Source organism: Pedobacter soli, from assembly GCF_900101435.1.
GTDB lineage: Bacteria > Bacteroidota > Bacteroidia > Sphingobacteriales > Sphingobacteriaceae > Pedobacter > Pedobacter soli.
In genome coordinates this window covers 40,010-65,136 of record NZ_FMZH01000008.1, presented here as the reverse complement: position 1 = coordinate 65,136, position 25,127 = coordinate 40,010, and the positions used below count along the sequence as shown (strand labels likewise).

Here is a 25,127-nt window from a genome sequence, read left to right as displayed (position 1 = left end):
ACTAAACAGTTAACCAACTAAATTTTATGAAACTAAACTTTACACAAACCAGTCCGAAAATTTTAATTGGAATTTTCTTCTACCTCTTAATCCCCTGGCTGGCCATGGCGCAGACCAAAATAAGCGGTGTAGTGCTCGACGAATCGAAGCGGCCTTTACCTGGCGCAACCATTGTTGAAAAAGGCACCAAAAACGGAACGGTTACCAATGCAGAAGGGCGTTACACCTTAACGGTAAAAAGTTCAAATTCAATACTTGTAGTCAGCATGATTGGCTACCTCGGCAAAGAAGAAGCTGCCAGCGGCAAAACAAGTGTTAATTTTACATTAGGCGAAAACAACCAGACACTTAGCGAAGTTGTAACCATCGGTTACCAAAGTATTAGCAGAAAGAAAGCAACAGCAGCCATTTCGAGTATTTCGGCAAAAGAACTGGCCAACTTACCAGCGGCCAGTTTCGATCAGTTACTTCAGGGACGTGTTTCGGGGGTAAACGTACAGAATTTCTCTGGTGCTCCCGGTTCGGCCCCAACCGTATCGGTACGTGGTAACTCGCAGGTAAGCAGAGGTTACGACGAATTTAACGTAATTAACTCACCTCTTTATGTGGTTGACGGAGTACCACAGCCAACCGAATCGTATGTTGGCCCGGGTGTGGGTACGGGAAGTAACTACCTTGCTGGTTTAAACCCTGCCGATATCGAATCAATCGATATCCTTAAAGATGCTTCGGCCGCAGCCATTTACGGATCGCGTGCTGCCAATGGGGTAATTTTAATCACCACCAAAAAAGGAATAAGCGGCGAACCGAGAATCAACATCAGTGCTTATGCCGGTTTAACTGAAAGGCCTAATTTACGCGATGTGACGCTCGGAACCACAGAACGCAGACAAAAAATGGAAGTATTGCAGCGACAACTGAGCTATGCAGACCAAAAACAACTCCCATACCTGTTAACAGATAGTTTAAACCCCGCCTACAATGGCAATACCGATTGGCAGGATCTTTTTTACCAAACCGGTAGAATAACAAACGGCGATTTAAACGTGAGCGGTGGCGGAGATAACGGCATGGTTTACCGTTTTAGCGGAGGTTACTACAATGAGGAAGGGATTATTAAAGCAACAGGCTTTAAAAGATACTCAGGCAGGATTAACCTGACCACAAGGGCATTAAAGCAAAAACTGATGATTAACCCTATTTTTGCCTACTCGCGCTCTGACCGCGCAAGGGGAAATGGCAGCAACAACAGCCCTATTAGTTTAGGTGCCGGTAACATGCCTTCTTCCTTACTCAACCTTGATGAGGATAAAAAAGCCTTTTATTTAGGCGCCTACAGCGAAAACCTGGATAAGAACATCAGCAACCAGCTTACCATTAACCTCAATTTAAGCTACGAGTTTAACAAACACTTATCTTTAACTTCTCAATCTTCTTATTTACAAAACAGCGCAAGGCGTGATCTGAGTACCAGCAACCTGCTCAATAACGGGCAAGGTAACTCAGCTTACAGTTATGCCGATAATGGTATAACCGCGCAAACTTCTAACTTTTTAAGCTACAACAACAAGTTTGGCAAACACTCGGTTAGTGTTATTGCCGGTCAGGATATCTTGTACAACCAGTTCCAGTACACGACGGCTTCGGGTTACAACGGCCCATCTGATAATATCCAGGTGGTGAGCGGTTTCCAGCAATCAAAAATTGGCGCCAGTTCTGATTACCAGGCATTCGGCTTATTATCTTACTATGGCAGGCTGGCTTACGATTTCGACAGCAAATACCTGCTGTCCATTTCAACCAGGGCTGATGCCTCATCACGCTTCGGTAAAAACAATAAATGGGGTTTCTTCCCGTCAGCATCAATTGGCTGGCTACTTACAGAAGAAAGTTTCATGAAAAACTGGACCAAAAACCCTTTTACCATGGCTAAAATCAGGGCCAGTATTGGTAATTCGGGTAACGATCCAAAAAGAAACTACCTGCAATACAACTTGTATCAGGTTAACAATGGCGGCTTTGACGGTAATGGAGGAGCTACATCGTACAACGGTGTAACAGCCATTACCCCCAATTTATATGATGGTGTGGCGCAAAGCAACCTGAGCTGGGAAAAATCGATGCAGTGGAACATTGGTACCGACCTCGAAATTAAAAACGGTAAATACGGTTTAACCTTCGATGTATACAACAAAGAATCATCTTTGCAATTGTTTAGCTTAAACTTACCACTAACCACAGGCTACGATCTGGCTTTAACCAACGCTATTGGGGTTAGAAACTCAGGTGCTGAAATTTCTTTAATGGCTAATCCATTCTCCGGAGCATTTAAATGGAATACCCGCTTAAACGTATCTTATAACAAAAACCAGATCATGAACCTGCCAAATGGCGGAAGAGACCTGGTATTAAGCGGCGACAGGTTTGATAAATCGCATATTCTATCTGTAGGAAGTCCGATTAACGCCTTTTACCTGTACAGAACCAACGGCGTTTTCTCTAAAACCAGCGATATTCCGGTTAACCCTTACACCGGCGAATTATACCGCAACAGTAATGGCACCTACCAGCAGGGCGACTTTTACCTGGCCGATTTAGATGGTGATGGCTTTATCGATATTTTTAACGACGGTATTAACCCGGATAAAGTGCCTATCGGCGATCCAAATCCTAAGTACACCGGCGGCTGGACCAACAACTTCACCTATAAAAATTTCAGTCTGGGTGTATTTGCAACCTTTACTTTCGATCGCGATGTGTTAAACTTATTTGAATCAGATCGTTTTTCTAACTCAACTGATGGTAACGCAATCAGCAATTTCGCCAGTTTCTCTACACCGGATCTGAGCAAAATTAACATCTGGAAAGCACCGGGCGACATGGCCGATTATGCTAAATACGATTTGGGAACTTACCGCTATTACTATACCGGAGCACAGACTTTCTTTTTAGAAAAAGGTGGATACTTCAGGATAAAGAGTGTTAACCTGGCTTACGATCTGCCGGGCAGCACATTGAAAAAACTCGGCGTAAGCAAATTCAGGGTATTTGCCATTGCCGATAACCTGTTTATGTTCCAGCAATCAAAACGCCTGCCAGATGCCGAAGCGGTAAACCCTTACGGCGAATATAACGGAGCAGGTTACCCGATTCCTAAAAAATATACGCTAGGTATCGAAGTTCAATTTTAATAAGAAAGCCATGAGAAATACATATAAAAAATTAAGCATGATTGGGCTCGCACTGATAGTAATCAGTTTAGCCTCTTGCAAAAAACTGCTTGAGCAGGAACCCAAAAACTCAACCTATTTAGAAGTATACTGGAAATCTGCTAAAGATGCCCGTAATGCAATAGCTGGTAACTATGCCCTTTTACGTAATGCCTGTACCAATAAAGAAAACAGGTATTACATGTATGGCGATGCCATTGCTAAAAATTATTTTACCATTCAGTACACTGGCGATGGTTTGGAAGGCATCCAAAATGGCGATTTTACCTTTCAGTACAACCTGAATTCATTAGCCAACTACACGCTGTATTATAAAACCATAGCCATGTCGAACATTGTAATTGCCAATGTTACGAAAATGACAAACGACCAGCTTAAAGATGTAGAAGATCCGCAAACCTTTAAAAATGGCATCATTGGGCAGGCTTTATTCATCAGGGCATTAAGTTATTTTATGATGGTAAGGGTTTGGGGCGATGTGCCTTTGGTAACCACGGCTTACGATGATCCGATTACAGCACCTCAGCTTCCGCGAACTAATAAAATTGCGATAATGAAGCAAATTGAAGACGATTGCCACAATGCCGCAAAAATGCTGAGCTGGAGCTACGATAACGCCGGTGATGCTAAGGTAACTGCTAACCGCGGTTCGGTTTACGCTTTGCTTGCACACCTTTACCTGTGGCGTGCTACTATGGCTGATGTGAGTACAGATGTAGCTAACCTGGTTGATGTAAACAGCGCTGATACGACCATTAATACCTTAATTGCACGTGGCGGATATACCCAAACCGATACTACCAACTATAGCAGTACTTTTATCGGCCGTTCACCAGAAGGTATTTTCGAGCTGAACATGAGCGAAAATACCTTGGAAGGTTCTTCAAGTAGCATTGGTACCCGTTTCCTCAACACCAGCTACATCAATTATTACAACAACACTCCGCGGTTCTACGTAGTTCCGCGTTATTTAACCGATCAATATGGCTCTGGTGCGGTAACCGATATCCGCTACCGTAAAAATTTCGATATGGTTACGCCCGATAAACCACTTTGCATTAAATACAGTAATGTAATTTACCGTAATCCAGGTCAGAAATTAGATGCTTACCTGAGCAACAACATGATTATTTTCAGGCTGAGTGACCTTAAATTACTTAAAGCAGAAATTGCATTATACAAAGGTGATGCCCCAACGGCTACTAACATTATTAACGATTTCAGAACCAAATACGATCCCGTTCCTAAAAAAGTAGCTGCCGGCTTATCCGTAAGCGCAGTTATGGACGAGTATATTAAGGAGCGTGGTAAAGAAATGTTCCTCGAAGGACACTTGTTTTACGATTTGTTAAGAACACGCAGATACGGCAACATAGTAGATTGGTTACCGGTTGAAAGGTTTAGACGTGAAGGGTTTTACTGGCCTGTAGATCCGGCATTATTTAGAGAAAACCCCAACCTTAAACAAACTACTTACTGGTTAGGAAAAGTTTAAGCAAAATTCAAAAGACACAATCATGAGAAATTATATATCGATATGCGTTTTACTTGTAATGACAGCTTTTGCTGCCTGCAAAAAAGACGATTACAAAAATGATGGAGGTGTAAGTAATGCCTATGTGGATATGACCACTTACGATTACCTCAAATCTAACCCTAAGTTCGATTCGCTCGTAAAAGTGATAGACAAAGCCGGTTTAAAAGATGCGGTTAACGGTGATATTACGCTGTTTGCAACCACCAACTACGGTGTGGTAGATTATGTTGCCGCCAAGAAAAACCAGATTGCCATTCAAACCGGTAACGAGAACTTCAACTTCGGGATAAAAGATATTCCGTCGAAAGAATTAAGCGATTCGTTAAAAACCTACATGTTTGCCGGCAAAATTAACCGCGACCAGATTACACTGGCCGGTAAGCTGTACGACAGTGCCCTTGGCCCGATTCCTAATGTGCAATACATGATTAAATTCAGAAGGAGTTTCGATTACAGCGCTTACGTAAGTTATGTAGATTATGTAACCTATACCAAAGTAATTGGCACCCGTGATGATAAGGAACTGGATCAGAACGCAATTCCCGACAATCAAAAAGACAAAGCTGTTGATTGTCAGACCTCGGGGATTATTACCCGTACCGGAATTATACATGTTTTGAATGGAAACCACAGGTTGTTTTTTAATGCACAGCCATTAGGCAATTAATTTAATCGATTATTTACCAGCCGGTTAACACCACATACGGTAAAATTTGTTAAATACTAATATTTAAACAATGAAAATGAAATACATTTTAGGCTTTATGATGCTGGTAAGCGTTGTAGCCTGTAAAAAGATAGAAAAAGGTTTCCAAAGTGATGGTATCCGTTACAAGGACAATAACCTTTTCGCCAAGCGGGGGCTAATCCTGTACCAGTCAGACCGGATTAACGCTGATGGTTCTACCCCACCCTATACCTTCAAAATGCTAAACCTGCGCAAAGAAGACGGCAGTCCGGCACCTGCCGAGTTTACCACTACCTACGATATTGTGGTTTTCAAAGACGGGATGTCGTTCAATGCCGAAACCGATACTACAGTTGCACTTTTGAATAAGAAAAGGGAAACACAAAAGAAACTGCCCATGTATTTTAACGAAAGCAGCGGACAGTTAACCTTCAATAAAGCCTCGGCAAACCTGCCTTTAGGTAAATATGTATTCGATGTAGAGATGACTAATGTTACCGGCACCAAACTTTACCCTAAACTGGCAACCATTAACGTGGTAGACCCATCGGCAGAAGATTTGTTTGTGATTACCGACAACGTATCGAACGCGTTTAACGATGCTACGGGTGCCGCAACTCCAATGAGAAACCCAACCATTACCTGCACCAAAATATCAAACAATGGTGCCAGGGCAATTTTGAAAATGGTAGACAAAAATGGCAGAACCTTTAACCCTAAAGCAGGCGAAATTATCGCCCGGGGCGACAGGCCGATTTTTGAAAACTATGCCAAATTTAACCCGGTAATTAAAACCGATACGGCCATGATTTGCGATTTCGAAGTAGCGCCATTTCCATTAACCAAATATGTAACACCAACCACCGATTGGGGATTTTTGATGTACTACCGGATTCCAAGCCAGTTTGTAACCGTCGATAATTTCCCGGCTTCGTTGGGCACATTTTCGGTTAACCCACGTTGGTCGTGGCAATTAAAATTAGAAGGTACCTACGTTATCCAGGTAAAATTTCCGGATGTTACCAAAAAGTAGAAATAGTTAGTTAATTTTATTTTAGAAAAGGGCAATCACCGGATGGTATTGCCCTTTTTTGACGAATATTAAAGCCAGACATTAAAATACTTTTGTGTAATTGGGTTAAATTATGTTTAGTAATTGTTAATTTCGGCTGCTAAACAAAACGGTATTGTTTACAATTTTACACGCTGGTGCTTAAGCTTTTTAATCGCCCGGAATATGCCGGCATTAAACCAAAGATTTATATAACCAATAGAACCTTATTCTGAAATATGAGGTTCAACTAAAAGAATTATGAGCAAAAAACAACTGAACCTATTTTTACTATCGATGGTATTCTGTGCAAGTACTTATGCCCAGAAAACAATCGAAATTGCGACCAAAAACAATGTACTCATTTTAGAAACCGATCAGGATCAGTCCGTATTATCGACTTACCTGGGCAAAAAGCTCAACAACGATGAAGAATACCCCGGCATTCAGAAGTTAGATAAGTATAAACCCGGATCAGACGACCTTTTCAATAAACGCGAAGCTTACATTGCCTCCGGCTCGGTTAATTTACTGGAACCTGCTTTGAGCGTAACGCATGCCGATGGCAATAAATCGACCATACTTGCCTTTAGCGAAGTAAAAGCAGAACAGCTTGATCAAAACCGCAAACTCACCTGTGTGATACTAAAAGACCCGAAATATAATTTCAGGGTTACCCTTAAATACCTGGCTTATTACAACGAAAATGTAATTGAGCAATGGGCAGAAATTACACACAACGAGAAAAGTAGTGTGGTGCTCAATAAATACGCTTCGGCCAACCTTACCCTGAGCGGTAAAAAATTCTTCTTAAAAAGCCATTATAGTGGTGCTACACGCGAAATGCGCTCGGAAGAAGAGCAACTTTTGCATGGTATTAAAACCATCGATTCGAAACTGGGCACGCGCACCAACCTGCTCCACTCCTCTTCGTTTATGCTCTCCATCGATCAGCCCGCTACCGAAGACCTGGGCGAAGTAATTGCAGGATCACTGGAATGGACTGGTAATTTTAAACTCGAATACGAAACTTTCGACGAGTATTATCTTCGTGTTACCGCCGGTATCAACAACTTCTCATCAAACTATACCCTTAAAGCAGGCGAAAATTTTGTTACCCCACGCTTTGTGTACACCTACTCGGCCAACGGAAAAGGCGAAGCCAGCCGCAACCTGCAAAACTGGGCACGCAATTACCAGCTAGCCGATGGTAAAGGCGAACGCGCTACCATTTTAAACAACTGGGAAACCACTTATTTCGATTTCAATGACGAGAAATTAAACGAACTGACCAAAGACACCAAAAAACTGGGCGTTGATGTTTTCTTACTGGATGATGGCTGGTTTGGTAACAAATATCCGCGCAATGGTTCAACATCTGGCCTGGGCGACTGGCAGTATAACAGGCAAAAACTCAAAAACGGCATCAGTACTTTGGGTAAAGAAGCTACGGCCAGTGGTGTAAAATTTGGTATCTGGATTGAGCCCGAAATGGTTAACCCCAAAAGCGAACTTTACGAAAAACATCCCGATTGGGTAATCAGGCAGCCAGAGCGCAAAGAATATTACATGCGCAACCAGCTGGTGCTCGATCTAAGCAACCCGAAAGTACAGGATTTTGTGTACCAGACAGTTGAAGACCTTTTTAAAGAAGTGCCTGAGCTTGCTTTTATCAAGTGGGATTGCAATTCACTCATCTACAATGCCCATTCGCCAACGCTAAAAAATCAGGATCATTTTTACCTGGAGTACATCCGCGGGTTAAACAATGTACTGGAACGGATCAGAAAAAAATACCCTAAAACACCCATGATGCTTTGCGCAGGAGGTGGATCGAGGGTAGATTATGCTGCACTGAAATACTTCACCGAGTTTTGGCCAAGTGATAACACTAACCCCTACGACCGTATTTTTATCCAGTGGGAATATTCGTATTATTTTCCATCTATCGCTGTCGACAACCACATTACCGATATGGGCAAGCAGCCCATTAAATTTAAAACCGATGTGGCCATGATGGGTAAACTGGGGTACGATGTGCGCGTAAACGAGCTCAGCAAAAATGATCTGCTTTTCAGTCAAAATGCAGTGCAAACCTACAACGGCTTTAAAGATATTGTTTGGCATGGGCAGCAATACCGCCTGCAGGATCCTTACGAAAACAAAATCGCCTCGATTGCCTATGTGGATGAAGCTCAGAACCAGGCGGTAATTTTTAACTATTATGTGGCCACCCTGTTTACTAATGGCGTTATTTTGCCAATTAAACTCAAAGGATTAGATCCGGCAAAAAAATATAAAATCGAAGAAATTAACCTCTATCCTAACACCAAATCCCCTATCGATAAAGAGAAAGTATATTCGGGCGATTTCTTAATGAAAGTTGGTTTTAATCCGGAGGTTAACAGTAACAGAACCAGTGTGGTTTTAAAAGTACAGGTCCAATAACAATAGCCGGAGCCAGCATTTAGCAGTATATTTGCATCGAATTGATGATGTAAATGAAAAGAATACTGCTAGCTGCCTTAATCCTGTCGTGTTTAAGTACCCATGCCCAGATTATTAGAAAAAGAACCACACTTTTAATGGGTGGTCGTTTCGATATTACCATTTCGGCCGTAGATTCGCTCTCGGCCGAAAACAACATTGATACTGTAATTGCCGAAATCAGCCGGATAGAAAATCTCATTTCCGACTGGAAAACGACTTCGCAAGTATCGGCGGTAAACCAAAATGCAGGTATTGCACCGGTAAAGGTAAGTGCCGAAGTATTTGCGTTAACGGAGCGTGCTATTGCACTTTCTAAAATTACGAAAGGTGCTTTCGATGTCAGTTTTGCCGCTATGGACCGTATCTGGAAGTTTGATGGCACAATGACTAAAATGCCCAGTGCAGAAACCATAAAAAGATCGGTAGCCAAAGTAGGTTACCAAAACATCATCTTAAATAAACAACAGTCGACCATTTTCTTAAAGCTTAAAGGAATGAAAATCGGCTTTGGTGCTTTGGGCGAAGGTTATGCAGCCGATAAATGCCGCGAAATGATGCTTGCCAGGGGAATAAAGGCGGGCATTGTGAATGCATCGGGTGATATGAGTACCTGGGGTAAACAACCTAATGGCGATGATTGGAGTATTGGCATTACCAATCCTACGCGTGAAGATACTTTGCTGGCGGTAATCCCACTGAAAAAGAGTGCAGTGGTTACCTCAGGGAGTTACCGCAAATTTGTAACTTTTAATGGCAAACGATATTCGCACATTATTAACCCTGCAACAGGTTATCCCGCTACAGGATTAATCAGTGTAACCATATTTGGTCCAAGTGCCGAAATGGCTAATGGTTTAAGCACCTCTACCATGGTTTTAGGAAAAATGGCCGGCGCTCAGCTGATTAAAAAATACCCTGAATACAGTTACATCATCATTACCGATAAAGGCGAAATCCTGACTTCGAAAGATATTAAGTTGCCAGGGCATTTGCTTGTTAACTAATCTTTGAAACAGTCCTTTCTCATCAAAGATCTTTCAGGATTTTAATTCCTAATAGGTTTGCTACGGGTACTTGAAAGAGTATATTAATATGTTTTACAAGACATATTAGGGTACTTAGATATAGTAAATAAGTATTGGTAGCTGTAGTTTTAAACCGTTGAAAGTCTAGATATGATTGTGGCATTCTAATTGCTATTAATTTATTATCCCCTATTATTTTATTGTGATTTAGTAATTAGTTGTCGAACCATTAATAATATAATGATGGAATATTCTTTAAAAGAAAAAAGGAATGCAGGTATTTTATTTACTTTTTATGATCCTTTTAAATCATTTCAGAGTTTTAACTCATGTTCATACCCTAGTTCTTCAATAATTTTGATTATTGATACTATTCATAAAAATTATATCGTAGAAAAAAAATCCGCAAAAGGTGGAGTAGATATAGATTATTATTCTCTTGATTCGGGAATGTTTTGGGATAGAAAAAGAAGAATAAAATTTAACAAAAAAGCAAATTCGCTGTTATTACTTGTTGAAAATGGACTACCTAAACATTTAAGACCAACTTGGGATGACGCAACAAATAAAAGGATTTTGACTTTGGATAAGAGGTTGCAAAACCCTGCAAGAGAATTTATTAATACAGTTGAAGAAGAACTTCGGATACAATTAAGAATTGTACAAGCTTTAAGAACTATAGCTGAACAGAACGCACTTTACAATCAGGGTAGAACAACCCCAGGTAACATTGTCACCAAAGCAAGAGGAGGCTCAAGCTATCATAATTATGCATTAGCTATGGATGTGGTAATTGTTAAAGAAGGTCAGGCTATTTGGAGTATTTTACCAAGAGAGGTTGTTAAAATTGGAGAAGACCTTGGATTTGAATGGGGAGGGAATTGGAAAGGTTTTAAAGATTATCCTCACTTCCAGATGACTTTCGGAAAAAGTATAAGAGATTTAAAGAATGAAAAATAACATGAGAATACTAATCATATTAATTACTGTTATCTTTTTTGGCAATAACACTTTTGCTGCTGATAAAACTTCAACAAATCATCCCATTGATACTCCGGCAGTAATCAGGAAAATCCAATCTGATTTTGCTTTAATCAACAAGCAACTGAGTTTTTATCAAAAGAAAACAAAAGATGTTTTCGAAATGTCGGCAGAAGGAGGCGAGGTAACTGGTTATTACAATAAAGGTGTGCTTAAAAAGATACATTGCATTTTTTATGGCGAAACCGGAAAGGCCGAAGCGGATTACTACTTCAATAGTGCAGGGCTATTTTTTTTATACAAGAAAGAAACGTTTTATGATAAGCCGATGTATTTAAAAGATTTTAAAATTAAAAACACTACAGAAACACGCTATTATCTGAATGGTGATCAGGTGATCAGGAAATTAGCCAAGCCTATTGCTTCTTCAACATTATCTTACAAGGAGATAAAAGCAGAATTGAAACCGATTATGGATATTTTAAGTAAAAGGTAAACCCCGCAGGATTCAAAATTCTGCGAGGTTTAAAATCTATTTAGTAACAATCGGTTAACACCTGATTTCGCGATTGATAAAAGGATAAAGGTTGTCCTGTTTTTTCCGGGCAGATTTCTTCCAGGATCTGTAAAATATCTTTTTGCATGGCCAGTGAGCCGCAGATCATTACCACGGCCGATTCGGCAAGGCTTTGCGCCACAAAATCAGCTTCAGTACGGATTAAATCGCTTACATACTGTTTATTTCCCTCACGCGAAAAGGCAATTTTCAAATCGCTTACCTTTTCAGCTAATTTCATCTCTCCCAAAAATGTTTGAAAAGGTTCGAAAGAAGCATTTTCCCTGAAACCACAAAACAAATGGCAAGGTACTTTGGCCGTATTTTCGCTAATCATACCTAAAAAGGGTGCTATTCCCGTTCCATTCGAAATCATAATCACTTTAGGTGTCTTTGCAGGGAAATGGAAATGTGGATTTTTAACCACCTTAGCTTTTAAAAGCGAATCGGACTTAAGATTATGTAAAAATCCCGATCCTAAACCATCCGGATGTAAACGAACACTTAGCTGTATGGTGTTATCGATTACTCCTATCGAATACAATCGCTCACGATGATCGTTTGCAGGATAAATAGCCAGTAAATCGCCGGATTTTGCTTTCAGTTTACCTTTGGCACTCAACCGGATCTGGAAAACGCCTTCCGTTCTAGTCTGGCCAGTATTAGACTGAACCACAAAATCTTTTAGTTTTTTAGGTTTCGTTGCTTTTTGGGTAAAAAGTCCATTTACCTCTATACCACTCATTTGCGACCAAGCCTCTTCCCATAACTGCAAATCTTGCGGCGATTTATCGTTAACAGTATGGATATCGATTAATGGAGTAGCCCATGATTGTTTAGAAAGGCTATTGTGCACATCGAAGGCGAATTTGCAAAAATCGGGATAAGCTTTTGATCCAAATCCTAAAACCGAATAATGCACAGTCTGGCTTTGTGGGGTTTGCGTTATCTTTTTTAAAAACCTGCCCGCATTAGCAGGAGCATCACCCAATCCGTAAGTAGAAGTAAAAATAATCAATTGCTCTGCCTTTGGGAACAGCGTGTAATTATTCAGGGTGGTGAGGTACGATTTTTTGCCCTGCTTAAGTAAGCTTTTGTGCAAAGCAATGGCATAACCGTGAGTGCTGCCGTTCTCAGAGCCCGTTAAAATGATAAAATTACAATCAGCAGCTTTATACTTGTTTTTACTGCGTTTTGATATGCGTTTTAAAGTAATGGCAAATCCCGAGTAGATGAAAAATAGAATTCCGATGGATGAAATGCCCAATACTACCGCCCAAACCACATTGGTTCTGCCTGTATGAATATCAAGGCTTAAATTATTCAATAATAGTGTAAAAGGATATTTATTTTCGGCCAGTACCTCGCCGGTAAGCTGGTTTACGGCAATTTCGCGGTCTTTAAGCGTTAGGATAAAATAATCTTCTACATCTTCAGAGAAAGGAAACTCAATCGACTGTACCTCAGCAAGGCTGATATTTTTGAAAACTTCAAAATCTTTCAGCTTTTTTACCGGGCTGGCCTTAATGTGATCAGGGTTTACATCGACACTGCTTTTAACGGTTTTTAAAATACCGAGGGTATTTAAGGAGAGGTAGGTACCGCTTATCGCAATAATCAGAATCGGAATGAGTAAAATACGACCTAAAATAACATGGTAATATTGCGAAAAACCGTCCTTTTGTATTTTAGCAAAAAACCGTCTGATACCCCTTTGGCGCTGAATAGTGAGCAAAATGCCTGAAATAGCAATAAGCGCAAGCAAAAATGCAGTTAAACCAATAAATAACCGACCGGTTTCGTGCAGAAAAAGCGAACGGTGCAAAGTGGTTACCCATTGAAAAAACTCATTCTTTTTACCGGGTGTTCCTAAAACTTTACCATTCTTAGGGTTAATATATGCTTTTACATCATCACCATTATTATCAATGGCCTGCAAAAGCACAAACCTGCCCTGTTCTACGGTAATGCTCGTAATTTCGCTGTATTGGGTTTTAAGAATAGGAATAACCGTAGCAACATCGGTATTTTGAAGGTTACCAGCCGCGTAAGGTTTTACTTTTTGGCTGATGGGCTCTGCAGAAAGTATAATGCCCGTAACCGCAGCCAGTAGCAGAAAAATAAAAGAAGATACAGCCAGGGTTAGGTGGCTGTATCTCCAAACTTTAGTAATCATAGTTTTAACTGAATTTTAATTCGCGCTAAAACGTACGTATCTGATAAATCCGGTACCATCGGTTTTGGCTGCAAGTGCCTCGGTAGTTAATGGAATTTCGAGATCTTTAACGTAATATTCTTTGTCCTCAACGGCGGTTTCGAAACGCAATTTATAACCTGCATTGATTTTAGCTTTTTCAATTTCAATTACCGAAACACCACGGTCTCCACCGGTTAATGAAGCACCGGTAACCGCACTGATATTGGTTGGTTTCTGTGCGTAAAATTTATGCCACTCTTTTAAACTCTTGTACCATTTTTTGTCAGAACCCAGCACATAAAGCGTTTTATTGTATTGTCCTTTGGGATCCACCAGCGAGATTACGATATAGGCACCCTCGCCCATGTAATTCGTCATCTGGATCATACATTTATATTTTGCCGAAGCGGCATTTTGCGCATTTACCTGCGTTGGTTTAAAAAATGCAAGCGCACAAAAAAGTAAAGTTATTTTAAGTAAGTTATTCATATTCTATTTTAAAAAGCTAAGTGATACATTTCCTTTGGTTAGCGATTCGTTCTCGCTGGCTAAGTCAAAAGCGCTCTCATCGAAACTGGTTTTGGCTTCTTTTTTAGCACCAATGCTCAAAAGATATTTTAGCATCACATCGTCTTTGGAGATCATTGCCGCTTTGTGCAAAGGCGTAATACCTTCTTTGTTCGGACTATTTACATCGATTTTGAAATCCTGCACACGTTTTACCAAACCTAAATCGCCTTTGGCAACCGCTAAATGATACAAGGTATTGCCATTTTTTTGTGCAGCAGCAAGGTCGAAACCTTTGGCCTGCAACAATTTGAGTTTACCTTCAAATTCCTCAGCTTTAGAAGGTGCTCCCGGAGCAAAGCCACGGCCTCCTTCTGCACTGCTATACGATTGGATTAAGTAATAAGCCAGATTATTGCCATCCTTATCCGTTGTTTTTAAATCGGCACCCTTTGCCAATAAATAAGCTACAACTGCAGGCGAATTGCTGTTAACCGCCATAGCCAAAGCACTCAGGCCTTTAGTGTTTACCTGATTGATGTTTTTCACTTTTGGCAATAATAAAGCGAGTACTGCTGTATCGCGATTGCTTGCTGCAGCATACATTAAGGGTGTGTTGCCATCAACATCAGCTTTGTTTACATCAACACCGGCTGTGATGAAATGGGCAATAATATCGTTCTGTTTCGGTTTACGTACCAAAGCATGTAGTACATTGCGGCCTTCTTTATTGGTATAGGTAGGCTTAATTTTTAAACTTTCCAGGTATTGATAAACTTCAATACCGTTGCTGCCCCTGCGGCTACCTTCACTCGCAGTAATCAATGCAGCCTGATCAACCGGGATACCTTTAGCCAATAAAGCCTTAAGTGCATCGATATTACCACTTCTGGCTACATAACCAAAAGCATTTAAGCCATCGGCATCAGTGCTTTTTAAATCAAGGCCTTTGCTAACGAAATAATCTGTCAGCTTAAAATCCTTATCACTGGCAATGGCCAAAAGTAAAGCATTGGCTCCACTACCGTTTACATCAGTTTTTAGATTGGCACCTTTGGCTAAAAGCAAATCGTAAATTTTGGTATTTGGCTGACCAGAACCCGCAGCAAAGGTTAATGCAGTAACGCCATGGCTATCTTTTAAACCTACATTAATGCCTTTTGATAGCAGGTAACTTAATATTTCGTCGTTTCCACGGTTTGCAGCCCAATGTAAATAAGTACGGCCATCATGAGTAAGTTTGGTTACCTCGTTTCCGGGCTGAACCAATAAAAATTTAATGGTTTCATTTGGCGCATCAGCGTTAATGGCCATTACAACCGGATCAAAACTCGAACCATTTAACTGGGCCGGGTTTGCTCCTTTTTCGATTTCGGCTTTAACACTGTTTACGTCTGGTTTGCCTTGCCAAAAAGCCTGATCGAGCAAGCTGTTTTTCTGTGCCTGTGCAGAAACGCAGCAGAACAAAGTCAGGCCTAGTAATAGTTTTTTCATTGTTTGGGAAATACGGATAAGATATAATCCCCAAAATTAGCAAGAATTAGTCTAAATAAAAACCTAAAAACGATTTATTTGGATAAATGAGCGCGTAAGTTAATAACTGTATTGTGAATGATAAGATTTGGAGTGATAGCATGCTTTAAATTTCAACATTCAATCATTCCAACATTAAAACTTTACAACATTAAAACTTTACAACATTATGCATACCGGTCGGCGGTTCGCGTTTTAACCACCTGGTAATACCCCGATACATTGAAACGGCATACTTTAAACACCAGTTCTGTTTCGCGTTTGGCTAAAGCATGAATACCTGGTGTAAAACGTTGCTTAAAGCGATCGGGACAGGTGTCTTTATGGCAAACTACCTCGTAATTTTTTTCGCTCTCTACTATAACCTCCTGTACATATTCGGGCCACTGCTTTTTAATGAGCCTGGGTAGCCAGCTAAACTGCTGCATTGCAATCAGCTCGCCCATGCCCCTAACAGCATCCTGAGGCATATCCTCGCCTGCAATCTGCTGCCAGCTATCGTTTTCATCGTGATTGATAATGCCAACCACATCACTACCCGAAAGCACCAGCCAGGGATCGTTCATGTTTACGCGCATGAGCTGGTAAGCAGTATTGGCTAAAAATTCGTTTTCATAGGAGTAAGAGAGCTCGATCATATTTTTAGTTTTTTTGGGGCAGATTATTCAGCCGCATTAATGTTTCTATGGTACCGGAAAAGCGTTTCATGGATATGGGTTTACCTAAATAACACTCAAAATCAGAGTTAGTTTTCTTTACATCGTGCTCGAGATTGGAAGAGGCGTAAATGATAAACCTGGCTTTCGACCTCAGGTGCACAGCAAGTTCTGTTCCCTGCATTCCATCCATATCAATATCTAAGAAAAGAAAATCTACTTTATCGCCTGCACTAATACTTTCCAAAGCATCGATCGGGTTGTTAAAATTATTGGTTACTCTTAAAAAGCGGGTGTCGTTAATGTAATCGGTCAGCACATCAATAGCATGCTGTTCGTCATCAACAATCGCACAAGTGTAATACATATGAATAAGTTAAGATAGACAATACAAATCTTGTTAATGTCTGTCTAATTTACAACAGTTGTAGCGAAAAAGGGTAAAATTACGGTATACAACCGTCGTTTAATAATCCACAAATAACACCTGTTCGTTGTAAAAACCTATTCTAAAGCAATAAAAACTGTATAACAAATATGGCCATGCAACTCTACGCTGGGTGGCCATATTCTTAAAGTTTAATTTTTACAAAATAAAGCCGATTGCGATCAACCGCATTGGTTAAAGGCAAAATTTTCTGGGCAAAGCCACTTGCGCCATTATCTACTACACCAAAATCATCATCGTTAGAAATTACCAGGATATTGCCGGGGAGTAATGCTAATCCTTCGGCTTTATCGTGCGGATATACTTTTGGCAAATCTTTCAATAAATCTAAAACCAGTGTTTTGGTTACCGGCACAACACCCGCAGCACTTAAACCTGCCGCATTGTTAAGTTCCTCGACGGTTTTTCCGCTATAAAGCTTACCTGTAGCACCATCTGCTGCATCAGAAATATCGGTTGCAGCACTGATATCGATTTTAAATACCTTTTTAAAAGCTGCCGGATTAGTTGTTGCACCACCGAAAAGCCCATCGCGCTCGATAGTTAAAAAAGTAGTACTGTTTACCGCAACAATATCGCTTACGCCGGTTAAACTTACATTATCCATTAAATAGGCGTATTGTTTGGTTGCCCCACTAGCAATATCGAAAGTTAAAATCCTTAATACTACCGAATTTGCAGTTGCCGCTTTAGAAGGATTGTACATTGGCGACTGCATCATGCCCACCAAAGTTTTACCATCAGGTGTAATGGTAAGCCCTTCCATACCGCGGTTGGCCCTTCTGTTGGCAAATACAGCCGGAATTTTGCGACCACCGGTTCCGCTTCCGAATGGATTGATGCGCTCAATAGTTTTGCCTGACGCATCAAAGTGCGCAATATGCGGTCCGTATTCATCACTAATCCAAAAAGAGCCATCAGCAGCCCTTACCAAACCTTCAGAGTCTATCCCATCGGCACTTGGTGCAATTACCTGCCCGTTTAAGTCGTAGGCAATCTCGCCTGAAGCCCCCATTCCGGCAGGATTTGGAAGCCCGTTCAGTTTGCCACCTGCAGCATTTTTAAGCTCGATTACCTGCTCCAATACCAGCTTACCATCTTTAAGCCTGAATTTACCAATCTGTGGATCAAAATCAGGCTTACCGATAATGATGGAATTAGCCAGTTGCCCCGCTACGTTCGATCCCCTATCGGTAAGCATATAAAAAACATCGGGTGCATTCGGGTCGGTAGCTACGGCTGAGCCAAAACCACCATTGTATACTTTTACACCGGCTGTCGTGGTAAACAACACAGCAGGATCTGAAGCTTCGGCCATATCCGGATAAGTAATTTCGTTTGCAGGTTCTTCGTGGTTCTTTTTGCATGCTATCAGGCCAATGGCCGCTGCTGCAAATAAGCTAAGTAATTCTTTTTTCATTTAATGGTTTTGTTTAAAAACAAATGAACCAAGTGAATATGAAACTACTGTTAAGCCTGCAACAAGAATCTGATTTTATCTAAAGATTTCTCATTTAACATATTCGTTTATAAACTGATAAACCACATTGGCCGGTATAAACAAAGCGGCTGTTCTGCTAAAGCGGGCAATATTTAATCCGCAAAAATTGCCTTTGGCATCAAACACACCACTACCGTTTAAATCTGGTGTAAGTGCCAGGTCGTGCGCATACACAGCCTTAAATCCATCGCGCCTGGCCGATTTACCGCCAGCAAACTTTTCGGCAGGATGATTTGAACTGCCCTGCCCTACGCCTGCCAGCTTAGCCTTTGCAAAGAAAGGCTTCCCCTCCCGTGTCCAGTTCAGGGTAATTTCATCATCGGGCCAATATTTAGCCACAAAAGGTACAAAATCTGCAGATTTGGCAATGGGTTGTCCATCTATACTCACTAGCTCATCGCCCATTTTTAAACCTGACTGTTCTGCAGGACTTGCAGCTTTAATCAATGAAAATACCGCAGGACTGGTATTATATGCTACCATAGCCCCAAAATATGGCATGGCCGATATTTTGGGCAAAGTTAAGGCTGTGCTGCTCCATACACTTTGTAAATAGGTTCCATCGTATCTTGCTGTAAATAATAACTGTCCAACGGGGTTTTCGTGGCTTTCGTTTTTTACATCTTTCAGCTCAATCCCACCTGGTATGGCTTGGTTTAAGCCGAGCAAAACCAAATCGTTCTCCTTATCCCGGGCAATTACCGATAGATTAAGCATTTTATCCTGAAATTTAATATTGACGGCTTCACCAACCATGCTGTTTTTGGTAACCAGTACCTGTTTAGGTTTTCCTGCTGCATTTGGCACATTAAAAAGTGTTGCTGTAATGGTTTTCATTTCGCCATTAACCGTACTCTCAAGCTCAAAACTGGTGTTTTTAAATTTTGGGCTGTATTTTACGAGATCAAAATCAGTTTTACCATTTTCAGTATTCTTTTTAATCTGTTTTTCCAGTTTATCGGCATCAATTACATCGGTTTGATTGGGGAAAGCGGTATAAATTTTCTCCTGCTGTAGTGCCGTCCAGTATTTGCGGTAAAAATCGACCGGAATTTCGAAGTTCATATCTACGGCTACATCAATGGCACTATGAAGGCCAATTACCCTTCCTAAATAATCGAACAAAGGACCACCCGAATCGCCGGGCTCCATTTTACAGGTCGACCGGATGAAACCGTAGCTATTTTTCACCTCAGCAATTTTCCCCAGTCTTAAAGTAGGCATCTTTTGGTTTAAACTCTCGGGATAAGCAATACTGAGGCACATTTCGTTTTTAACCAGACTGTGCGAATAGCCCATTTCGGCAAAAGGCCAGTTGCCTTTAGTTAAAATCTTCATCATGGCCACATCTGGTGCGCCAGGGGTTTCTTTCACTTCAATTTTACCCAAAGCTTCGGCAATGGCTTCGCGGCCATCGGTAAAGAAAACTTTATAATTTCGACCAGGTTGTACGGTATGTGCGGCGGTTAAAATATAACCATCGGCACTTACCACCACCCCGCTAAATTGCGCAGAGGTGCGCTCGTTACGCGTTGTATCGAAACCCCACATCCTTACGCTAGCCGGATAAGCCCTTTTCATTGCAGCTGAAATCACGCTTTCTATCCGGTTTGCTACCTGATGCTGCGCAGAAGCCCTGGTAAAAAAAAGAAGCATAGCTAAGGCCAGCAGCCTGAAATATCTGTTCATAAATGTGTGTTTTATTATTCCTTTTACAAAAAGAGGCCATCCGACTTGCGGACAGCCCCTGAGCGTTATTAATGGGTAGACGATTAATTATTAAATATTTCGGCCAGTTTTTTATTTAGCGGTTCGCCCCTTAAACCATTGCCAATAATGGTTCCATCACGATCAACCAGGAAGCTGGCGGGCACGGCCCTCACCCCATATAAACGGCCTACTTCATTGTTCCAGCCTTTTAAATCGGAAACGTGTAACCAGGGTAAACTATCAGTTTCAATGGCTTTTAGCCAGTTTTCTTTCACATTATCTAACGAAACCGATAAAATCTGGAAGCCTTTATCTTTATACAGGTTATATTCTTTAACCAGGTTAGGGTTCTCGGCACGGCAAGGGCTGCACCAGCTTGCCCAAAACTCAACCAAAACCACCTTGCCTTTTAAGCTGGCTAACGAAACCGGTTTTCCTAAAACATCGTTCTGTGTAAATAAAGGGGCTTTTGCACCAATCGCAGTAATGCCACTGGCTGCAATGCGCTGCGCCAGTTCTTTACCCAAATCAGTAGCGCGTAATTCTTTACTCAAAGCATTGAATACAGGCTCTACTTTGGCTACATCTACTTTTGCGCCAGCCGATTCAGATAAGGCTACCAAACCAAAAAATGAATTGGGATGGTCTTTTGCAAACTGAAATTGTTTCTCTTCACGGGCTTTAATGTTATTGCGGTAACGGGTATCGACCGCTTTCATATAAGCCGGATCTTTTTGCTGCTCTGGTGTGCCACTGTTGAAATCAGCATTTACCGCCTTGGTTAAAGCCATAATGGTACCACCAATGGTTTTGTTATAAGCTGCGTATTCGTTGTATACTTTAGAACCGGTAAAGGTTGCATTATCCAATGAATCTTTTGAGCTGATTAACACCTGCTCTTTGCCAAAGTAAAAATAGATCACATCGCCGGTGTACACGGCACGTTGCTTACCACCACCGGTATGATCGAGCGCCATGCGGGCATAAGAAATACCCGAAACATTGCCTGTAAAGCGGAAATTTCCGTTTACCACTACGGTCGAATCTTCGTGACCAACTCCATTATCCATATAATCGATGTAAGCTTTGGCCGGGGCATTGAGGTTGCCGATTTTTCCGGAAAGGCTAAAGTTTGGCGCCTGTGCCGAGGCGATAAAAGGTGCTGCAAGAGCAAGGATTAAGAATTTTATTTTCATTTTTTGTGTTAGTTTTATGATTAATTAGTGGATCGCTTATTTTCTGATTGCCATATCTACAGGAGCACCTGGGATGCCTTCGATCTTTTTAATGAATACGCCGTTCATTCCGGTAGCTATGTTTAGAAAGGAAACCGTTTCTTCTGTTCCTACCATCAATGTTTCTTCGTCATCGCTGAGTTTTAACATAGAAATCGTTTTTCCGGTAAAGCTTGTGGCCAGTTCTCTGAGTTCTTCATTTACAGGATTATACCGGTAAACTTTACTACCATTGGCAATATAGATTACCCCGTTTTTAGCCCCGCTCCATTTTGTATTTTCATTGATTAACTCCTGGCGTATAAAAAGGCGTTTGTGCTGAGGTGTAAAAGTAAACGGACCGTTAAACTGAACATTGAACTTTAATTCATAGATCTTTCCGTCGGTTCCTTTGCAAAAGGCAAAACAATCTGCGTTATTGAGCTGCTCCAAATGAACAAGATCCATAGCCACATTGGTAGGATCAAAAACAGTTGTTGAGCTAACCGAGTATTGCGTACCAAAATAAACAGGCGCTCCATATAGGTTGATTCTGACAAATTGTTTCCTGTTCCGGTCGAAACCAATAAAATAAGTGGCTGCCTGCGTAAAGCTCATTACAAAGGAAGGAGCCAATTCATAATCGCCATCAGCGGGTAAACCAAACATGCCATAGGTAGCAGCCTGATCCCAGGTACTGGTGGTACCTCCGTAGAATTTGCCGTTTACCACCCCCATCATCACCCCCTGAGGATGTGATATAAGGGAGCCAACCTCAAGATTATCAGGTGTGGTAAAAAAATTATTCCTGAGTGTATTGGGATATTTCGGATCTTCCTGCATGGTATTTGGCTCGAGCCTGATACCACCATTTTTTGTAATAATCCAATACCCTAATAAGGTACCTCCGGTAAATGTATTTCTAAGCAGAAATAAATTTGTGGGGTTTGGAGGCAGATCCTTGCCCTGCATAGCCCTGTATAAACGCGCCTGCACACTGCCATCTGGCTTTACAAATGAAAATTGCGTTATTCCGTTTTCAATGCTTAATACTGTTGTTCCGTTTGCAAATTCGGTTCCGCCATCTACGTAAAAGTTGTGGAAATATTTCATTCCATTAGCTTTGTTAAAAACTGTGAGGCGAGCTGAATACCGTTTGGCCTGCAGTCCGAAGATAATACGTAGTGCCGGTCCGGTATAAAGTACATCATTACCTTCCATTACACTGATTTTCCATTGAAGCTCAATGTTTGCAGCATCTGCACTTTCTATTTTTGGTTTGATGATCAAACTATCGCCTACGCTTGCGGTGTAAACAGAATCGAGGTTTAATAATTTAGGCTCGACAGGCATATTGATATCATAATTACCGAGGTCTTTATGACATGCGGCAAGAGAAAGCACGCCTATTATTAATATAATTAATTTTCTAATATCCATGTTTTTAGATTTAAATAACTTCATTGCCGTTTTCATCTATAAAATAGTATTTGCCATTTTGCATATTTTTGCGCAAAAGTGTTTTTTTGGCCGGATTTTTTTTATTGTAGAAATAATAGCTATCTGTATTGCCGGCAGTTACCTCTTCAATTACATATCCTTTTGCTTCATTTTTGGTAACCCAATTAAAAGGATTGTTTAACATCGTGGTTAACAAACCTATATAATAGAGGTTTTTGGGTGCATCGAGGCCATCAGTTGAGAGTGAGGTTTGTCCGGTTACCAGAATAAACAATTCATGTTTGGTTCTCGAATAAGGGGGAAGCGGCCAGGTATCCCACCAATTAGGTTTTTCCAGTTTGGCCGAGAAGACAACTTTTGCCCTAATTAAATAAGGGTTTTCGATACCCAGATCGGGTGTGCCGGTTAATTTGATCAGTATCGAAACCGATCTGTTTTCGAGTTCCTTATCCTTATTATAAATTACTACAGGAATGTATCCTATCCCCCTGTTAGGAAGAATAGAATATTGTGATTTTAGTGCTTCATAATGAACACCAACCTTAGCTGTAGAGGAATCAGCGTCTACCCGTGCACTAAACTTTCTGTCTTCACCGGTTCTTATTCCGGATAAACGTACCGGTAGCCAAACGGTATCCTGAGCTAATGTGGGATTATAGGCAAAAGTTCTTACGATACTGTCTTTATCGCCATTGTAAATATCGAAATAAACATTGGCACTGTGATCAAAACGCATCTCTTCTGCTTTCTTGCAGGAAGCAAGGCAGAATACCGCGAATATTAATATATATATTTTCATAATTTGCTATTCATAAAATTTCACCTTGTTTATCTGCCACCGTAAACGATTTCATCGTTAGGCAATGGAAGTACGAAAATGTTATCGGAAGGGGGAATAACTACGCCTGTTTGCCCTACAATACCCCTGTTTAGCCTTTTGTACATATAAAATAACTGCCCTTCTGCCAGCCACTCTTTACGTGCATCTTTAAGCAGCTCTTTTAATAAATCCTCTTCACTGTTTATAGATAAAGGATCGCCAATTTGCCTGGCTTCGCGAACCTGGGTAAGGTAATTGACTGCAGTTGCAGGATTGCTTGCGTACGAACACTCGGCAGCTATGTAATACATCTCACTCAGCCTGATTGCGGGCGCCATCAGGTAATGTAGATTGGCATTTGCTTCTGCACTTAAGGGGTTTCTGCGGTATTTAACAATATCATAAGATCTCGACGATTGATTTGAAGTAGCAGACAGCCAGTATTTGTAGCGCGAATCACTTGCTCCGGCAGTTGCCTTTTCATAAATGTAATCAGCAGCATCCTCAATTAAATAAAAACCTCTGGTACCACTTTGAAACCAATTGTCTTTTATTTCTTTTGCAGCACCAGGTATGTACCATCCAAAAACAAGTTCCTTGTAAAGAATACGGTCTTTTTTAGAATCTTCAAAAGCCTCAAAATCACTTTTTGCAGTCCATGGAAATTTTTTAGAATCGATTACCTCCTTAGCATTTGCTAAGGCTTTTACCTTATCATTTTTATAAAGATAAACCCTGGCCAATGTTCCGCATACTGCGTAATAATTCATCCGGTGCCTTCTGTTCTGTAAAAAAAGACTGGCATTTTTCTCCTCTGTATTTTTCAGCGTATCGCTAACCAAAGGATAGTTTACGATGTAACCGGCACTCCGGATGGGATCTGCTGTTAAAAGCTGTTTTGACTCTTCGAGATCTTTGATGATTAAATCGATGGTTTGCGACACTGTAGACATAGGAGTAATTTCTTTTGTATACTTGTTGGCGTAGGGAACTCCATTTGCAGCAGGATTTCTCAAATACGATGGTGCAAAAAGACGCAGCAGGTCAAAATGCAGGTAGGCCCTTAATGCTAGTGCTTCTCCTTTTACAATGGCATAATTTGAACCGGTAAAAACATTCCTTTTTGCATCAACATTTTCAAGAATCAAATTACAGTTCACAATAGAATTGTATAAACCGGCCCATATTTTATCTTTCCGTTTGATAAACTCGCCATGTTTATAATTGTATAATGAGGTTTGCCTGTAATCTTGTCCGTCATCGCGCATCGAAAAATTTTGTGCCAACACCTCGGTTGTACCGAAAGTAAGTTCTTTACCATAAAGATCTGATTCGGTACTGCGGTTATACACGCCATTTATTGCTTCCATGAAACCGTTTTCGGTACTGAATAAAATTGGGGCGGCGATTTCTGATTCCGGCTCAACTTCCAGCCATTTCTCACAGGAACTGAATAATCCTGTTACTAAAATAAGGCAGATTAATAATCTAATATTCATGTTTTATATTTTAAATCTGTGAT

19 protein-coding genes are annotated in these 25,127 nt (G+C 40.9%); 8 read left to right on the top strand and 11 right to left on the bottom strand.

What is annotated here, in order from left to right; genetic code table 11:
* Window positions 1-26: 26 nt before the first annotated feature.
* From BLR37_RS17440 to BLR37_RS17405, 8 genes are all read left to right on the top strand, one after another.
* Window positions 27-3,191: a SusC/RagA family TonB-linked outer membrane protein gene (locus tag BLR37_RS17440; RefSeq protein ID WP_090770791.1), complete on the top strand. Its 3,165-nt coding sequence runs from the start codon at window positions 27-29 to the stop codon at window positions 3,189-3,191.
* 10 nt (window positions 3,192-3,201) lie between these two features.
* Complete coding sequence (locus BLR37_RS17435) at window positions 3,202-4,725, top strand: RagB/SusD family nutrient uptake outer membrane protein (protein WP_090770789.1); 1,524 nt, start codon at window positions 3,202-3,204, stop codon at window positions 4,723-4,725.
* Window positions 4,726-4,747: 22 nt separating this feature from the next.
* Window positions 4,748-5,434: a hypothetical protein gene (locus tag BLR37_RS17430; protein WP_143009613.1), complete on the top strand. Its 687-nt coding sequence runs from the start codon at window positions 4,748-4,750 to the stop codon at window positions 5,432-5,434.
* 76 nt (window positions 5,435-5,510) lie between these two features.
* Window positions 5,511-6,488: a DUF5007 domain-containing protein gene (locus BLR37_RS17425; protein WP_167356639.1), complete on the top strand. Its 978-nt coding sequence runs from the start codon at window positions 5,511-5,513 to the stop codon at window positions 6,486-6,488.
* Window positions 6,489-6,767: 279 nt separating this feature from the next.
* The gene (locus tag BLR37_RS17420; RefSeq protein ID WP_244154688.1) at window positions 6,768-8,954 is read left to right on the top strand and encodes an alpha-galactosidase; all 2,187 of its coding nucleotides are present in this window, start codon (window positions 6,768-6,770) and stop codon (window positions 8,952-8,954) included.
* A gap of 53 nt (window positions 8,955-9,007) precedes the next feature.
* Complete coding sequence (locus BLR37_RS17415) at window positions 9,008-10,000, top strand: FAD:protein FMN transferase (RefSeq protein WP_208599680.1); 993 nt, start codon at window positions 9,008-9,010, stop codon at window positions 9,998-10,000.
* Window positions 10,001-10,261: 261 nt separating this feature from the next.
* The gene (locus BLR37_RS17410) at window positions 10,262-10,981 is read left to right on the top strand and encodes a M15 family metallopeptidase (RefSeq protein ID WP_279615744.1); all 720 of its coding nucleotides are present in this window, start codon (window positions 10,262-10,264) and stop codon (window positions 10,979-10,981) included.
* Between the two features lies 1 nt (window position 10,982).
* Complete coding sequence (locus BLR37_RS17405) at window positions 10,983-11,498, top strand: hypothetical protein (RefSeq protein ID WP_143009612.1); 516 nt, start codon at window positions 10,983-10,985, stop codon at window positions 11,496-11,498.
* A 40-nt stretch (window positions 11,499-11,538) separates the two neighbouring features.
* On the opposite strand, the gene BLR37_RS17400 is transcribed toward BLR37_RS17405, so the two are convergent.
* From BLR37_RS17400 to BLR37_RS17350, 11 genes are all read right to left on the bottom strand, one after another.
* Window positions 11,539-13,734: a PepSY domain-containing protein gene (locus BLR37_RS17400; RefSeq protein WP_090770779.1), complete on the bottom strand. Its 2,196-nt coding sequence runs from the start codon at window positions 13,732-13,734 to the stop codon at window positions 11,539-11,541.
* Between the two features lie 15 nt (window positions 13,735-13,749).
* A complete protein-coding gene (locus tag BLR37_RS17395; protein WP_090770777.1) occupies window positions 13,750-14,244 on the bottom strand; it encodes a DUF2271 domain-containing protein in 495 nt (164 codons plus the stop codon).
* Window positions 14,245-14,247: 3 nt separating this feature from the next.
* Window positions 14,248-15,756 (bottom strand): ankyrin repeat domain-containing protein, encoded by a 1,509-nt coding sequence (locus tag BLR37_RS17390; protein ID WP_090770775.1) that lies wholly within the window; start codon window positions 15,754-15,756, stop codon window positions 14,248-14,250.
* Window positions 15,757-15,962: 206 nt separating this feature from the next.
* Window positions 15,963-16,433 carry a hypothetical protein gene (locus BLR37_RS17385; RefSeq protein WP_090770773.1) on the bottom strand — a complete coding sequence of 157 codons (471 nt, stop codon included), beginning with the start codon at window positions 16,431-16,433 and terminating at the stop codon, window positions 15,963-15,965.
* Window positions 16,434-16,437: 4 nt separating this feature from the next.
* Entirely contained in the window at window positions 16,438-16,818 is a 381-nt protein-coding gene (locus BLR37_RS17380; protein ID WP_090770771.1) for a LytR/AlgR family response regulator transcription factor, read from the bottom strand.
* A 205-nt stretch (window positions 16,819-17,023) separates the two neighbouring features.
* Complete coding sequence (locus tag BLR37_RS17375; protein WP_090770769.1) at window positions 17,024-18,319, bottom strand: esterase-like activity of phytase family protein; 1,296 nt, start codon at window positions 18,317-18,319, stop codon at window positions 17,024-17,026.
* Between the two features lie 90 nt (window positions 18,320-18,409).
* Complete coding sequence (locus tag BLR37_RS17370) at window positions 18,410-20,089, bottom strand: S1C family serine protease (protein ID WP_090770767.1); 1,680 nt, start codon at window positions 20,087-20,089, stop codon at window positions 18,410-18,412.
* An 83-nt stretch (window positions 20,090-20,172) separates the two neighbouring features.
* Complete coding sequence (locus BLR37_RS17365; protein ID WP_090770765.1) at window positions 20,173-21,306, bottom strand: TlpA disulfide reductase family protein; 1,134 nt, start codon at window positions 21,304-21,306, stop codon at window positions 20,173-20,175.
* Between the two features lie 36 nt (window positions 21,307-21,342).
* The gene (locus BLR37_RS17360) at window positions 21,343-22,764 is read right to left on the bottom strand and encodes a PKD-like family lipoprotein (RefSeq protein WP_167356638.1); all 1,422 of its coding nucleotides are present in this window, start codon (window positions 22,762-22,764) and stop codon (window positions 21,343-21,345) included.
* A 10-nt stretch (window positions 22,765-22,774) separates the two neighbouring features.
* Window positions 22,775-23,584 carry a DUF4843 domain-containing protein gene (locus BLR37_RS17355; protein ID WP_090770761.1) on the bottom strand — a complete coding sequence of 270 codons (810 nt, stop codon included), beginning with the start codon at window positions 23,582-23,584 and terminating at the stop codon, window positions 22,775-22,777.
* A 29-nt stretch (window positions 23,585-23,613) separates the two neighbouring features.
* On the bottom strand, window positions 23,614-25,104 hold the full coding sequence (locus BLR37_RS17350) for a RagB/SusD family nutrient uptake outer membrane protein (protein ID WP_090770759.1): 1,491 nt from the start codon (window positions 25,102-25,104) through the stop codon (window positions 23,614-23,616).
* Window positions 25,105-25,127 lie beyond the last annotated feature (23 nt).